Source organism: Lysinibacillus sp. GW247-5R2A (assembly GCF_059424475.1).
In genome coordinates, this window is sequence record NZ_JBWKZL010000002.1 from 1 (window position 1) to 13,899 (window position 13,899).

The 13,899-nt window shown below is 39.8% G+C and carries 12 protein-coding genes and 1 other annotated feature; of the genes, 8 read left to right on the forward strand and 4 right to left on the reverse strand.

The window, feature by feature from the left end; translation table 11 throughout:
- Positions 1–94: 94 nt before the first annotated feature.
- Both AC07YC_RS03675 and AC07YC_RS03680 read right to left on the reverse strand, forming a co-directional pair.
- Positions 95–1,288: an MFS transporter gene (locus AC07YC_RS03675; protein WP_494918387.1), complete on the reverse strand. Its 1,194-nt coding sequence runs from the start codon at positions 1,286–1,288 to the stop codon at positions 95–97.
- A gap of 119 nt (positions 1,289–1,407) precedes the next feature.
- Positions 1,408–1,707, reverse strand: coding sequence for an ArsR/SmtB family transcription factor (locus tag AC07YC_RS03680; protein ID WP_171364840.1), 300 nt, complete (start codon positions 1,705–1,707; stop codon positions 1,408–1,410).
- Between the two features lie 103 nt (positions 1,708–1,810).
- Positions 1,811–2,031: a binding site (T-box leader), on the forward strand.
- 45 nt (positions 2,032–2,076) lie between these two features.
- Here AC07YC_RS03680 and argS point away from each other — a divergent pair.
- The 4 genes from argS to recQ all read left to right on the forward strand — a co-directional run bounded on the left by argS (position 2,077) and on the right by recQ (position 8,171).
- On the forward strand, positions 2,077–3,750 hold the full coding sequence (gene argS, locus AC07YC_RS03685) for an arginine--tRNA ligase (protein ID WP_336634681.1): 1,674 nt from the start codon (positions 2,077–2,079) through the stop codon (positions 3,748–3,750).
- 109 nt (positions 3,751–3,859) lie between these two features.
- Complete coding sequence (locus AC07YC_RS03690; RefSeq protein ID WP_494918388.1) at positions 3,860–5,035, forward strand: MFS transporter; 1,176 nt, start codon at positions 3,860–3,862, stop codon at positions 5,033–5,035.
- Positions 5,036–5,290: 255 nt separating this feature from the next.
- Complete coding sequence (locus AC07YC_RS03695; RefSeq protein WP_494918390.1) at positions 5,291–6,391, forward strand: hypothetical protein; 1,101 nt, start codon at positions 5,291–5,293, stop codon at positions 6,389–6,391.
- A gap of 7 nt (positions 6,392–6,398) precedes the next feature.
- Positions 6,399–8,171 carry a DNA helicase RecQ gene (recQ, locus tag AC07YC_RS03700; RefSeq protein ID WP_494918391.1) on the forward strand — a complete coding sequence of 591 codons (1,773 nt, stop codon included), beginning with the start codon at positions 6,399–6,401 and terminating at the stop codon, positions 8,169–8,171.
- Positions 8,172–8,225: 54 nt separating this feature from the next.
- Here recQ and msrA read toward each other — a convergent pair whose 3' ends face one another.
- Positions 8,226–8,747 (reverse strand): peptide-methionine (S)-S-oxide reductase MsrA, encoded by a 522-nt coding sequence (gene msrA / locus AC07YC_RS03705; protein ID WP_089986547.1) that lies wholly within the window; start codon positions 8,745–8,747, stop codon positions 8,226–8,228.
- 177 nt (positions 8,748–8,924) lie between these two features.
- On the opposite strand from msrA, the gene AC07YC_RS03710 reads away from it, so the two are divergent.
- The 3 genes from AC07YC_RS03710 to AC07YC_RS03720 all read left to right on the forward strand — a co-directional run bounded on the left by AC07YC_RS03710 (position 8,925) and on the right by AC07YC_RS03720 (position 11,574).
- Entirely contained in the window at positions 8,925–9,875 is a 951-nt protein-coding gene (locus AC07YC_RS03710; protein WP_494918392.1) for an LCP family protein, read from the forward strand.
- A gap of 64 nt (positions 9,876–9,939) precedes the next feature.
- Entirely contained in the window at positions 9,940–11,139 is a 1,200-nt protein-coding gene (locus tag AC07YC_RS03715) for an AI-2E family transporter (protein ID WP_494918393.1), read from the forward strand.
- A gap of 69 nt (positions 11,140–11,208) precedes the next feature.
- Positions 11,209–11,574, forward strand: a complete 366-nt coding sequence (locus AC07YC_RS03720; protein ID WP_494918395.1) for a cupin domain-containing protein — start codon at positions 11,209–11,211, stop codon at positions 11,572–11,574.
- 43 nt (positions 11,575–11,617) lie between these two features.
- On the opposite strand, the gene AC07YC_RS03725 is transcribed toward AC07YC_RS03720, so the two are convergent.
- The gene (locus AC07YC_RS03725) at positions 11,618–12,793 is read right to left on the reverse strand and encodes an aminotransferase class I/II-fold pyridoxal phosphate-dependent enzyme (RefSeq protein WP_494918396.1); all 1,176 of its coding nucleotides are present in this window, start codon (positions 12,791–12,793) and stop codon (positions 11,618–11,620) included.
- A 270-nt stretch (positions 12,794–13,063) separates the two neighbouring features.
- On the opposite strand from AC07YC_RS03725, the gene AC07YC_RS03730 reads away from it, so the two are divergent.
- Positions 13,064–13,879 (forward strand): ATP-binding protein, encoded by an 816-nt coding sequence (locus tag AC07YC_RS03730; RefSeq protein WP_336634674.1) that lies wholly within the window; start codon positions 13,064–13,066, stop codon positions 13,877–13,879.
- Positions 13,880–13,899: the final 20 nt, after the last annotated feature.

Below are 13,899 nucleotides of genomic sequence, written 5' to 3' on the forward strand. Positions count from 1 at the left end.
CCGGTGCAATACCGAACTCATTTTATCCAAGCTGCCTAAATCGAAATAACCGTGTCTAACTATTAGGGGTCACTTCAAAATGAGGAGCGTTTTTTTAATGTGGATCGTTTGAATGCCGTCTGTAACTCATGAAGGTGAATGCAGATGCAATCAGTGCCAACGTTGCTGCTGCCCAGGCAAGATATTCTAGACTCCCTGAAGTGATGACAAAGCCTCCTATGGCAGCGCCTAATGCTATCCCCACATTAACGGCTACTGGTGTTAAGGAGGAAGCAAAATCTTTGGCTGATGGAGAATACTCTTCTGCTAAATCCATGAAGTATAGCTGAATTGTCGCGTTTACGGCATAAAGTATAACAGCCATTAACAGGATACTTATAAGTCCTAGCCAAAGGGAGGACATTGTAAAATAAAAGGAAAATAAGATGACTGCCTGAATGATAAAAATATAACGTAATTTACGTAATCCGTTTTTCTGTGCAATTTTACCTGCTAAAACATTACTAAAAATAGAAAATAAACCATATATTAGAAGGACGATGGCTATGTATTTTGTCGGAACACCAAGTTTATTTTCTAAAATAGGCGTAATGAATGTATAGATTGTGTATGTTCCTGCAATGGTGAAAATAGGAATTAAAAATGCAAGTATAACTTTAGGTTGCTTTAATAAGGACAATTGATCGGAAAGGGAGCCATTCTCCCCACTTAAACGTTTAGGTAACACAAACATGCTTATAATAAAAGCAACGCCCCCTAATAGGGCAGTTAACCAAAATGTCATATGCCAATTACTCCATTGCCCAATCATTGTTCCTAATGGTACACCCATGACATTAGCAATGGTAAAGCCCGCAAATATCGAAGCAATAATAGTGGATCTTTTTTCTTTTGGGATGACCGTATTGGCAATGGACATAGATAGAGCTGTTAAAACACCACTGACAACAGCAGTCATAATTCTAGAGCCCATTAGCACTACATAAGTGCTAGATAAAGCACTAATTATATTTCCAAGGATGAAAATGGCAATTAATACTAACATAAGTGGATATTTCGGAAATCTACTGACAAAGCCTGTTACAATGGGGGTGCCTATTGCATAGGCTATGGCGAATCCAGAAACCAAAGTGCCTGCTGTAGCAATCGAAATCCCGATAGATGTAGAAACCTCAGTTAATAGCCCTACAATTACAAATTCACTTGTCCCCATGACGAAAGTAAGCAAAATAAGCGTAAATGCTAAAATCTTATGCTTTTTACTAAGTGTCTGTTCTTCATGAACCATTGTATATTAAATACCTCCTTATATTTATATATCGAGAATTATCGATATATTAGATGTAATATCGGAACCTATATCTATTTATCGTGAATATTCGATATAATACTTGAATAGAAACCCACTTAATCTTTTTGGGTTTCTGATACTAAAAACATTGCAATTTCTTGAACAGTTTCTTCTTTTAGTTTGTAATACGTCCATTGACCATGACGAAAAGATTCAAGGAGACCAGCTTTTTGCATCATAGTTAAATAGTGAGAAACGGTCGATTGAGAAGTTTTTGCTTTTTCCTGAATATCCCCTACACAAACGCCTCCTTCAATACTCACTTTTGGAAAATGCTTCTCAGGTTCCTTCAACCATTGTAAGATGTTTAGCCTTGTCTCGTTTGATAGCGCTTTAAAAATTTCAATAGGTTCCATGTCTTGATGATATATCGAATTATCTCGATATGTCAATGATTAATGGATACAAAAAAATATTGACGTCAAGAAAGGACTCCTGTAGAATATGTCAAAATCATAGAAAAATTCGATGATAAAGAGAGTAATTGATGGGACAACTGGAAAGCGAGTTAGGGATGGTGTGAGCCTAATACAGAAACCATGAATGAAGCGCACTTTGGAGAAGGTTCTCGAACTACTAGTAGAGAACAGCGGGGCGTCACCTCGTTAACAATGTAAAGTGGTCATTATGCAATGGCAACTAGAGTGGTACCACGGGATTACTATGCTCTCGTCTCTAATTATAGAGGCGGGGGCTTTTTTTATTGAAAATGGAGGAGGATATACATGAATAAACAAATTGCAAACAGTATTGCTGAAATTTTAAAGCATCAGCTAACAGCTCAAGACGTGGAACAATTACTAGAAAAACCAAAAAGTTTAGAAGTTGGTGATGTGGCCTTTCCATGCTTCACTTTGGCTAAAATATGGAAGAAGCCACCTCAACAAATTGCAGCGGAAATAGCGAACCAATTGCAAAATGAGATGATCCATCAGGTGCAATCCATTGGTGGCTATGTCAACATCTTTTTAAATCAAGCAAAAGTAACGCAACAAGTGTTGGGCCTTATTATGCAGGAACAACAAAATTTTGGTACGAATCAAAACGAAATGGGCAGTGTCGTCCTCGACTTTTCTTCGCCCAATATTGCTAAACCGTTCTCTATGGGGCATTTACGTTCAACCGTCATTGGGAATGCCTTGGCAAATATTGCCGTGAAAAATGGTTACCAGGCTATTCGTATTAATCATTTAGGGGACTGGGGCACCCAATTTGGCAAGCTTATCGTTGCGTATCAAAATTGGGGTGATAAGGAAGCCATTACAGCATCTCCTATTGAGGAATTATTAAAGATTTATGTTAAATTTCATACGATGGCCGAACAAGATCCTACATTAAATGAAATGGCTCGCGCCGCATTTAAAGCATTAGAGGATGGCGATTCAGAGGCGTTAGCATTGTGGCAATGGTTCCGCGATGTTTCGTTAGATGAATTTCAAGCTATTTATGGGCTGCTAGGTATCAATTTTGATGAATATACAGGAGAAGCCTTTTACAATGATAAAATGACAGAGGTTGTGACTGAGCTACAAAACAAAGGGCTCCTAATCGAATCAGAGGGTGCCTTTGTAGTAGAGATGGAGGGAATGCCACCTTGTTTAATAACAAAAACAGACGGCGCCACGCTTTATGCAACTCGTGATTTAGCGGCTGCCTTTTACCGCCAACAACAGTATCAACCGAATAAAATTTTCTACGTAGTTGGCAATGAACAAACGCTCCATTTTAAACAATTATTTCAGGTGATCGAAAAGATGGGGTATAGTTGGGCAAAAGATTTGCAGCATGTACCATTTGGGATGATGCTTAAAGATGGTAAAAAAATGTCCACACGTAAAGGTAAAGTGGTGTTATTAGCGGATGTGCTAGCCGAGGCGATTGCCACAGCTAAGCGCAATATAGAAGACAAAAACCCTCATTTACAGCAGAAAGAGCGAGTAGCGCAGCAAGTAGGAGTTGGGGCGGTTATCTTTAATGACCTAAAATATCATCGCTTAAACGATATTGAATTCTCCATCGAGCAAATGATGAATTTTGAAGGGGAAACAGGGCCTTATGTACAGTATACCTATGCTCGTATTTGCTCTATCTTGGCAAAAGGCGATGTGCCCTCTCACATGAAGACATTTGCTCCATTAGGACAGCAGGCTTGGCCAATCATTTTATTATTGGAACAATTCCCGAAAGTGGTAGACACCGCTTTTAATCAGGCAGACCCATCCATTATCGCAAAATATGCTTTACAGCTAGCCCGTTTATTGAATAAATATTATGCCCATCAAAAAATATTAGCTGATGATGCCCAGCAAGCTTCACGTCTAGCGCTTTGTCATTGTGTAGCGATAGTGTTAAAAGAGTCATTAGCTTTATTGGGCATTGAGTCGCCAGAAAATATGTAGTGAACGGTCGCATATTGAAAGCATTGACCATTTATAGAATACATGGTAAAAGAATAGAATAATAAAAGAAAACTCTTCCATTGACTGGCAGCAGAGAGGATTAAATCAAATGGATAAAAAACAATGGACCCTTTCACTGATTTTAGTCATAATAAGTATATTCTTTGTAGCACTTAATATGAGACCCGCAGTAACGGGAATTGGGCCACTCTTTAATGTCCTTATGACAAACTTACAGGTTTCCAATACGAGTATGAGCTTTCTCACATCTATCCCAGTTTTTTGCATGGGTTTATTTGCTCCGATTGCTGTACCATTTCAGCGTAAGCTTGGAACAAAATTAGCAATCGTGGTTTTAATGGTTATACTCATCTTCGCAAATGGGCTACGCTTTTTCCAAGAAAGCTACCTTTTATTAGTTGTCACTAGTTTTGCGGCAGGCTTGGCTATTGCGATGATTGGACCTATATTAAATGCATTTATTAAGAAAAAATTTCCTCAACGCTTTACGATTGTTATTGGCATTTATTCATTTGGCATCGGCGTTGGTGCGACATTAAGTGCAGCATTGACAGTGAGCTTTTATCAGTATTTTGATAATCAGTGGACAGTTGCACTGGGCATGTGGGCCTTACTTGCTTTGGTCGCCCTTATTCTATGGAGCTGGGTAATTCCAAAAGAACAAGGGGCAGATGGTGAAGAATTAGCTAAAAATGAACCGGCACGTAATCCTTGGGTAACTGGACGTGCTTGGTCAATTTTATTGTATTTTGGTTTACAAACCTCACTGTTTTTCTCTATGATGTCGTGGCTTACACCTCTTTTACAAGACAAAGGAATGACGCTTAAGGAAGCGAGTATGATGCTGACGTTTATGTCTATTGTACAAATGATTGGGAATATTGCTGTGCCGATGCTAATGGAGAAATGGACTAATCGATTAGCGTGGGCAGTGGCATTAGGCTGTTTAGGGCTGATAGGCTTTACATTATTATGGCTTTTATCCGGTATTTATTTGTGGCTAGCCGTATTGATAATCGGCATTGTTCTAAGTGGGCTATTTCCAATCGGCCTGCTGTTACCGCTTGATGAAGCTAGAAATGATCAGGAAGCCAACAGCTGGTCATCGATGGTATTTTCAGGTGGCTTTATGCTAAGTGCCATCATTCCTGTTTTGATTGGCGTTTGCTATGACATAACAGGTAACCATACATGGACGTACGTGATCTTCCTAGCATTAATGTTAGGAATAATCGCGACAACAGGGCTATTGCGAAAAAATTAATTCAAGAAGGCATGCTATTCAAAACGCATGTCTTTTTTTTGTCAAAAATATTTTGAAGGCCTAAAATCCATCCATTTTCACAGCAAATCAGAAAATCCATAAATTTTAATAGGTAGAATGAAATAGAACTAAAGCGATTGCTCTATTTTACTACTAGATAAATTCAAATAATAATATTATGTAAACTTGAAACATCCTAAGACCTTGATTATGATAGATAAGTGAGATAGTTGAAAAGAAAGTTTTGGTGAAGGTATGTATAAAAAGATGCTCGTTTTAGGAGCGGCTACAATACTCATGACAAGTTGTGACAGTCAAATAGGTGCAGGCTGGTTTCAAGCAGAAAAAGCAGAGATGTCAGCAAAAACAGTGGCCAAGCAAGAAGAAAAGATAGTGCCTGAGGTCAAGGTGATAGGTGAGCATGGAGTTGGTGCAGGCATTATTATTCAGCAAAAGGATGATGAGCTTTATATTTTAACAAATGGCGCGCTAGTATCCTCAAAGCCAACTGCCCTTGTGCAAATTGGTCCGAATAAGCTAGTGGCAGCGAATGTTCATTTTATGTCAACGGCACATAATGTTGCACTTTTGCAGGTGACCTATAAAGCGAATGTAAAAGTACCTAAACTGTATGAGGGGGAGCTCGATCAGCTATCAGCTTATGTGGATGGCTTACCTTATACGATTCAAAAATACAAAGATAAAATTGCTGCTTATTATATTGATACAGAGGAAAAGCTACCTTTGGGAAGTCCCGTAATGGAGGCGGAAAACGGAGCAATTGTCGGTCTTTATTTTAACCGTCAGCAGCAAGGGGAAGCACAACCATACATATTGCCAATAAAGGAAATTCAACCGTTTATGCAGAAGTGGTTAAAGGAAGGCATGAAGGCGAGTGTACGCCTATCCCAATCAAAAAATTTATATCCTTATATTGAACAGGGTGATCAAGAAGCCGTACAGCAAGCCATCGACCAATATGGTGAAAATATATTTGCGTATAATATAGATGAAATCAATCTTTTTTTAGATACATTCCATAAGCATTTAAAAGGCGCTGTCACAATTCAAGATGCAAGTGTGATGGAGCCGATTGTAGGGTCAGAAGATTTGCAAGACACTTTGGCAGGTATGGTTGCCTACTATGCCTCCAAACAGGCAAAGATTCATTTCTCGAATACGGACATTCAAGATATTCGTATAGTGGATCAGCATCTACAGGTACGAGCTAAAACGGAATATGTATTGACCAATGCAGCTGGTCAGGAGGCACTTGCCCATTCCATCATGCTGTATGAAATTATGAAAAATGAACAGGGCGAGTACAAGCTACTTCGTCTTACTACTGAGGAGTGAACTTTGCATGGAGCAAGCAAGACAAATGCTACAGCATCATTTTGGCTATGAAGCCTTCCGGCAAGGACAAGCCCAAATTATTGAACAAACTTTACATGGACAATCGAGCCTTTGTGTCATGCCAACAGGTGGAGGGAAGTCTATTTGCTATCAGATTCCAGCGTTAATGCTTGAGGGGCTCACAATTGTCATATCGCCTCTTATTTCTTTAATGCAAGATCAGGTGGAAGCTTTACGAGCAGCCAATATTCCTGCTGCCTATATAAATAGTACATTAACAGCACAAGAAGTGAATGAAACGATGCAACTAGCTAGTGCTGGTTATTTAAAACTACTGTATATCGCACCTGAAAGACTTGAAAGTGCTTCCTTCCTTCAAGCATTGTCCTATTTATCCGTGCCATTAATTGCGGTGGATGAAGCACACTGTATTTCTCAATGGGGCCATGATTTTCGACCAAGTTATCGCTCCATTCAAAAGCTTTTTACACTGTGGCAGCAAAAGCCAACTGTTTTAGCGCTTACCGCCACTGCGACACCTGCTGTTTGTGAGGATATTCGGAAAATATTAACCATTGATGAAGATGCAACAGTGATGACAGGCTTTACACGTGATAATTTGGCCCTTTCGGTGTTAATTGGTGAAAATAAAGAACGTTATATTAAAAATTACTTGCAGAAAAATAAACAGGAAGCCGGTATTATTTACGCCGCCACACGAAAAGCAGTAGATGCGATTTATGACATGCTTAGTCGGTCGGGTGAAGCGGTAGCCAAATACCATGCTGGGCTATCAGAGGATTTACGGATGGCGGAGCAGGAGCGTTTTTTAAAGGATGAGGCACGCATTATGGTGGCTACCAACGCCTTTGGTATGGGAATCGATAAAAGTAATGTGCGCTTTGTGCTGCACTATCAAATGCCTCGCAACATGGAGAGCTATTACCAGGAAGCAGGGCGAGCTGGTCGAGATGGTCTTCCAAGTGCTTGTATCCTACTGTATGCCTCAGGAGATGTTCAAACTCAACGTTTTCTCATTGACCAATCACAAGATGAAGCACGAATACCACAGGAATTAGCGAAGCTCCAAACAATGGTCGATTATTGCCATACAGAGGGCTGCCTACAAAATGCAATTTTAGCGTATTTTGGTGAAGTTCAAGAGGAGCCTTGTGGTCGCTGCAATAATTGTAATGATGGCCGTACTGTGATGAATGTGACGGAGGATGCACAGAAGGTACTCGCCTGTGTTGTACGGATGGGTCAAAAATTTGGCAAGACAATGGTGGCACAAGTACTTATCGGCTCCAAAAATCAAAAAATGAATGAATTTGGATTTGCACGTTTATCAACCTATGGCATTTTGAAAGGGCATTATTCGTCTAAAGATGTTTCGAACTTTATTGAGTTTCTAATTGCCGAAGGCTTATTGGCAGTTAAGCACGGCACGTATCCGACTATTTATGTGTCAGCCGATGGCAAAGAAGTTCTACTTGGCCAACGACAGGTCATGCGGAAGGAAGCTGTAACGGTTAAAAAACTGGTTGATAATGATCCTTTATTTGAACATTTACGTGTGCTGCGAAAAGAAATTGCAGATGAAGAGAAAGTTCCACCATTTGTAGTATTCTCAGATAAAACTTTACGTGATCTATGTGACAAGAAGCCCGCAGTACTGGATGATTTACGCCATATTAGCGGTATCGGTGAAGTGAAATTTGATAAATACGGCAAACGTTTCTTTGATGCACTACAATCATTTTTAGAAACACCCATCTAACATTAGTTAAAAAAGAGAGGTGTCTCAATGGAAAATTGAGGCACCTCCGTTTGTTTATTTATCCCAATGCTTAGTTAGAAACTCATCACGGCCGGAAACAGCACGGTCTTGCTTATAGTGATCAGCTTCTTTTTTATAGTAATCTTGGTGATAGTCTTCCGCTGGATAGAAGCGTTCAGCATCGCGAATTTTGGTTACAATAGGTTTATCGAAGCGTCCACTAGTGGCAAGCTTTTCTTTAGATGCCTCGGCGATTTGCTTTTGTTCATCCGTGTAAGTAAAGATGGCTGTTGAATAGGACTCTCCACGGTCATGAAACTGCCCAAAAGCATCAGTGGGATCGATTTGCATCCAATAAATGTCTAGCAGTTGTTCATAGCTAAAAATGGCTGGATCAAATTCAATTTCGACGACTTCTAAATGGCCAGAAGTCCCTTTCTTAACATCCTCGTATGTAGGGTTTTCTAAGTGGCCGCCCATATAACCAGATGTTACTTTATGTATACCATCCCACTCGACGAATGGCTTAACCATGCACCAAAAACAACCGCCAGCAAATGTAGCTTTTTCTATCATGTACATCATCCTTTCTTTTGTGAAAATATTATAGCATTGTTTGGCGAAAAAACTGAGCATTTGGGTGTAAAATAACAATAAGATAGATGAAGATGGGACTTCCTCTATCAGCCATATGAAACTTTCCGGCTAATCAATCGTTACATTAACTATAAAAAAATAGAGGAGTTAGTCATTATGGAAGAGCAAGATTATACAAGACGCTCACAACGTCCTACAAAACGAAAGCTACGTAAAGCGAGAGCAATTTTCACATTATTAATACTCTGTGTCATGGTTGTGGCAGGTTACTCTATCATGCAGTACCGCAGTGGACTAAAGCTTGCCAATCAAACACAAGTTGAGCAGGAGGATTTTTCTGGCGATACATTAAAAGGTGATATCGAAAATTACTTAATCCTCGGTGTCGATACACGTGGCGAGGAGAAATCTCGAACAGATACGATGATGGTATTATCTTGGAATAAATCAAACAATGATATTAAGCTCGTATCCTTTATGCGTGATATTTATGCGGAAATCCCAGGTTATCAATCCTATAAACTGAATACAGCGTACTACTTAGATGGCGTACAGCTGCTGAAGGATACACTGACGAACATGTTCGGTTTACCGATTCACCATTATGCCCTTATCGATTTTAAAAACTTTGAATCGTTGGTGGATATTTTAGCGCCAAATGGTGTGGAGATGGATGTTGAGAAGGATATGTCTGAAAATATTGGGGTAGAGTTAAAGCAAGGTGTTCATCACTTAAATGGACAGGAATTACTAGGCTATGCACGATTCCGTCATGATGCGGAAGGTGATTTCGGTCGTGTAGCACGTCAGCAAAAGGTTATTGAGGCTTTAAAAAATGAATTGTTAACACCTGCGAATGTATTGCATTTACCAAAATTCGTAGGGGCAGCACAAGGCTATATTACAACCGATTATTCTTCTGCTGAAGAAATGCAACAAGTGCTGAAATTGTTATCTAAGGGCAAGGTGAACATTGAAAAAGCAACGATTCCAATTGAAGGTAGCTATCAATTCCAAAACTTTAGTCATGCCGGCGATTCAATCGTAATAGATGTGGAACAAAATAAGGCCTTTTTAAGTGATTTTTTAGGCATTTCACTGGAGTGATATTTAGCAAAATCCAACATTATCCTGTAATATAAAGGTAGAGCTTTTTGATTGGGGTGGATATATGGAAAAAGAAAGACCAAAAGAACGTTCAAACCTGTTAGCAACCAAGTTTATTCGTTTCTTAGGTGGCAGAAACCTATTATTTACGCTGGTTATTTTATTATTAGTTGCATGTGTTATTTTTATGTTTAATCAAGTTTCCTTTATCTTTACCCCGCTTCAAGTATTATTTGAAGTAGTCATTTTACCAGGGGTACTAGCCGTCATTGGCTACTATTTATTACGTCCATTGTTGGCAATCTTGGTTAGATGGCGTATCCCGAGAATTTGGGGTATTTTAATTCTCTACATTGCGGTCATTGGCGTCATTACACTGCTTGTTGTGTTGGTTTATCCGTTTTTACGTGACCAATTCACGAACCTTGTACAGGAATTCCCAGAGTATTTTATGAAGTTTACGGAAAAATTTGTTGCATTCTTTAATCATTCACGTTTTAACGATTATTTAGATAAAATTAATTTTGACTACAATGAAGTGGTTAAAAACTTCACTACAGATATGGTGAAAACTGTGAAGGATACAGCTGCAAATATAGCACAGGGTGTCGCATCCGGTATTACGGGCTTCCTCTCAACGTTAACAGGCATTGTTCTATCGCTTGTAACCGTACCATTCATTCTGTTTTATTTACTGAAAGAGGGCGAAAAGTTACCGAAATTTATGCTGAAAGTTTGCCCACCGCGTATGCGTAAAGAAGTGACTGAAATTTTCCATGATATGGACAAGCAAATTAGTTCTTACATACAAGGGCAAATTTTAGTATCGATGTGTATTGGTGCAATGGTAACGATTGGCTTCTTAATTATTGGAATGAAATATGCTTTATTGCTCGGCTTCCTTGCGATGATTACAAGTGTGGTGCCTTATTTAGGTCCTGTTATTGCCATCACACCAGCCGTTATTATCGCTCTTGTCACATCACCATTGATGCTGATTAAGCTAGCGATTGTATGGACTATCGTGCAGTTAATCGAGGGAAAATTCATTTCTCCACAAATTATGGGGAAATCGCTCAGTATCCACCCGATTACAATTATCTTTGTATTATTAACGGCAGGCTCGCTATTTGGTGTCCCAGGTGTCATTTTGGGGATTCCAGGATACGCAATCTTTAAAGTGCTGGTGACTCATCTATTCAAGCTATTTAAACAGCGCTATAACCGGTATGAGGACGACGTTCACCAAAAATATGATGCATAAGAAGATACAGCTACTGCCGCCTGACAGTAGCTGTATTTTTAATAGGAGATGAAGGATGGTGGAAAGAGAATGGCATACACACCGATTAATTTTCAAGAAAAATTAGCGAAATTCCAAGAACACTGGTCACCAAAGGTAATTGCTGAAATGAATGACTATCAATTCAAGCTTGTTAAAGTAAGGGGAGATTTTGTTTGGCATAAACATGATAATACAGATGAAGTGTTTATTGTTATTGAAGGGGAGCTCGTCATCGAATTCCGTGAGGGAGAAGTGAGATTAAAGGAGGGAGAAATGTTTGTCGTACCACGCCAAGTTGAACACAAGCCTTACGCCGCTGCCGAGTGTAAAATTTTACTTGTAGAGCCTGCTGGAGTAGTGAATACGGGGGAGGGAAAATCTGCGCTTACTGCCGAAAATGATGTTTGGATTTAATTAAGAAAACCCTTCTAGCATGTTGTTAGAAGGGTTTTCTATGTTAGTTTTCTTGTAGTACTTGTACTTGTGCTAAACGATTGACAGCTTCCTGAAGGATTTCCGCTGGCTGCACGAGTGCTAAGCGTAAATAACCTTGACCTGCCGTGCCAAATACAGTACCTGGAACTGACACAATGCCAACCTGCTCGATTAATTTAAAGGCAAGTTCTGTGCAGTCCATATCATATGGGTATTTTGCCCAAACAAACATACCGCCGTTGGAAGGTGCAGCGTCCCAACCTAGTGCCTGTAAGCCATTCATCAGTGTTTGATGACGCTCAGAGAAGGTTGCACGTAAGCTTGCCGTAATTTCTTCAGCATGGTCGAGGGCAACAACAGCTGCATCCTGAATAGGCTCAAAAATACCGAAATCTAAATTCGATTTTAATTGCTTTATAATCGAGATCATTTCAGCATTTCCTGCGATATAGGCAATACGTGTTCCTGCCAAACTAAAGCTTTTGGAAAGGGAGTTAATTTCCATCCCTACTTCTTTCGCACCTGGGGTAGCAAGGAAGCTAATCGGCCCATCACCCGTAAAATAAAACTCAGAATAGGCTGCATCATGCAGAACGATGATGTTATATTTTTTAGCAAAGGCAATCACTTTTTCAAAATAGGCTAAGGATGGCATCGCTGGTACTGGGTTTCCTGGTAAGTTTAAAATTAATAGCTTTGCTTTTTGGGCAATATCTTCTGGTACAGCATCTAAGTCTGGAAGATAGTTGTTGTCAGCTGTTTGAGGCATGTAATAGGGTGTTGCACCAGCTAAGTGAATGCCTGCATCATACGCAACGTAAGCTGGGTTTGTTGATAGCACGATGTCTCCTGGATCACAAAAGGCCATTGGAAGATGCACTAAGCCCTCTTGAGAGCCAATCGTTTGAATGATTTCAGTAGCGGGATCTAAATCAACATGGCTACGGCGCTTATAGTAGCGACTGACTGCCTCATAAAAACGCTGTGTGCCTGTAAGTGTATAGCCATACGATTCAGCTAAACCTGCTCGATAAGATAGATGTTCACGAATTTTGGCATGTGGGGGAAGGTCTGGGCTTCCTAAGCTTAAGTCAATCAGGGTCATGCCCTTTGCTTGCTGCTCTCTCGCAAAATTTTTCAAATCTCCGAAAATTGCTGGTGTAAATAATGACATTTTTTTAGATGGTACGATTTTCAAGACTAGTACACTCCTTGTAGTTGTATAACAGAATAGTAGTTCACATTTTATCATACTAAAGCACAGAAAGGGGCAGATATTCTGAAAAAAGAAAATATTTATATAATGTAGAGGATGTGCGCATAGGCTAGCGAAAATGGATTGCCTAATGTTGGGGAAACCTACTGTAAATTCCGTAAATCTAGAAGTTGTATTATACTTACTATATAGCTTTTCAGGGAGAATCAATGGATTTAGCTGCTATCATTAGCATAAGAGGGGGTGAGGGCTTTGAAGGTATATTCGTTAAGTGGACCGAGTGGCACAGGAAAAAGCACTAGTGCTCTATCTTTTGCTCATAAAATTGGCGTACAGGCGATTATCGATGATGGATTACTCATTGTCAATGGCGTGAGGGTCGCAGGAGTTTCTGCCAAATTTGAAAAAAATACAATTACCGCTGTTAGGCGTGCTATTTTTACGGATCAAGAGCATCGTGAGGCCGTCAAGAAAGCGCTAGCGAGCCACCGAGTGGAGTCTATTTTACTTATTGGGACGTCAACGAAAATGACGAACAGTATTGCAAAGCAGCTGGAGCTAGGGGCTATCGAGCATTATTATGATGTGGAAGATGTTCGTTCCTTTAAGGACATTCAAAAAGCTCGTTTTATTCGTCAAACGCAAGGGAAGCATGTTATGCCGATCCCTTATCGACAAGTTGAGCAAAACTTCTTTAAGCGGCTGGTGCTAAAGGGAATGGAGATTTTTTCAACAAAACGTGAAAAAATAGGGGAAACAACCATTGTTCGTCCTGATTTTCAACGGGAGTATATTGAGATTAGTAACCATGTTTATGTCCAGCTACTTACGTATTGCTGTCAACAACAAGATTTTGTGCAAAAGGTGGAGCAAGTCCAATTTGTGCTAGGTGAACAGGTCCAAGCTATATTGTCCCTACAGGTCAGGCTACCGATCGATTATCCGTTGGCAGAACGTTTATATAACTTACAGCAAGCAGTTCAGACAGAGTTTTATGAGCATTTTGGCTATGAGTTGGATGCTATCCATATTCATGCTAAATCCGGAATACAGAAGAAAAAGTCATAAAAAACAGGTACTCCCGTCGC

Excerpts from the sequence above, each read along its gene's own strand:
- AC07YC_RS03675 (WP_494918387.1), bottom strand. The coding sequence starts at position 1,288 with ATGGTTCATGAAGAACAGACACTTAGTAAAAAGCATAAGATTTTAGCA.
- AC07YC_RS03680 (WP_171364840.1), bottom strand. The coding sequence starts at position 1,707 with ATGGAACCTATTGAAATTTTTAAAGCGCTATCAAACGAGACAAGGCTA.
- argS (WP_336634681.1), top strand. The coding sequence starts at position 2,077 with ATGAATAAACAAATTGCAAACAGTATTGCTGAAATTTTAAAGCATCAG.
- AC07YC_RS03690 (WP_494918388.1), top strand. The coding sequence starts at position 3,860 with ATGGATAAAAAACAATGGACCCTTTCACTGATTTTAGTCATAATAAGT.
- AC07YC_RS03695 (WP_494918390.1), top strand. The coding sequence starts at position 5,291 with ATGTATAAAAAGATGCTCGTTTTAGGAGCGGCTACAATACTCATGACA.
- recQ (WP_494918391.1), top strand. The coding sequence starts at position 6,399 with ATGGAGCAAGCAAGACAAATGCTACAGCATCATTTTGGCTATGAAGCC.
- msrA (WP_089986547.1), bottom strand. The coding sequence starts at position 8,747 with ATGATAGAAAAAGCTACATTTGCTGGCGGTTGTTTTTGGTGCATGGTT.
- AC07YC_RS03710 (WP_494918392.1), top strand. The coding sequence starts at position 8,925 with ATGGAAGAGCAAGATTATACAAGACGCTCACAACGTCCTACAAAACGA.
- AC07YC_RS03715 (WP_494918393.1), top strand. The coding sequence starts at position 9,940 with ATGGAAAAAGAAAGACCAAAAGAACGTTCAAACCTGTTAGCAACCAAG.
- AC07YC_RS03720 (WP_494918395.1), top strand. The coding sequence starts at position 11,209 with ATGGCATACACACCGATTAATTTTCAAGAAAAATTAGCGAAATTCCAA.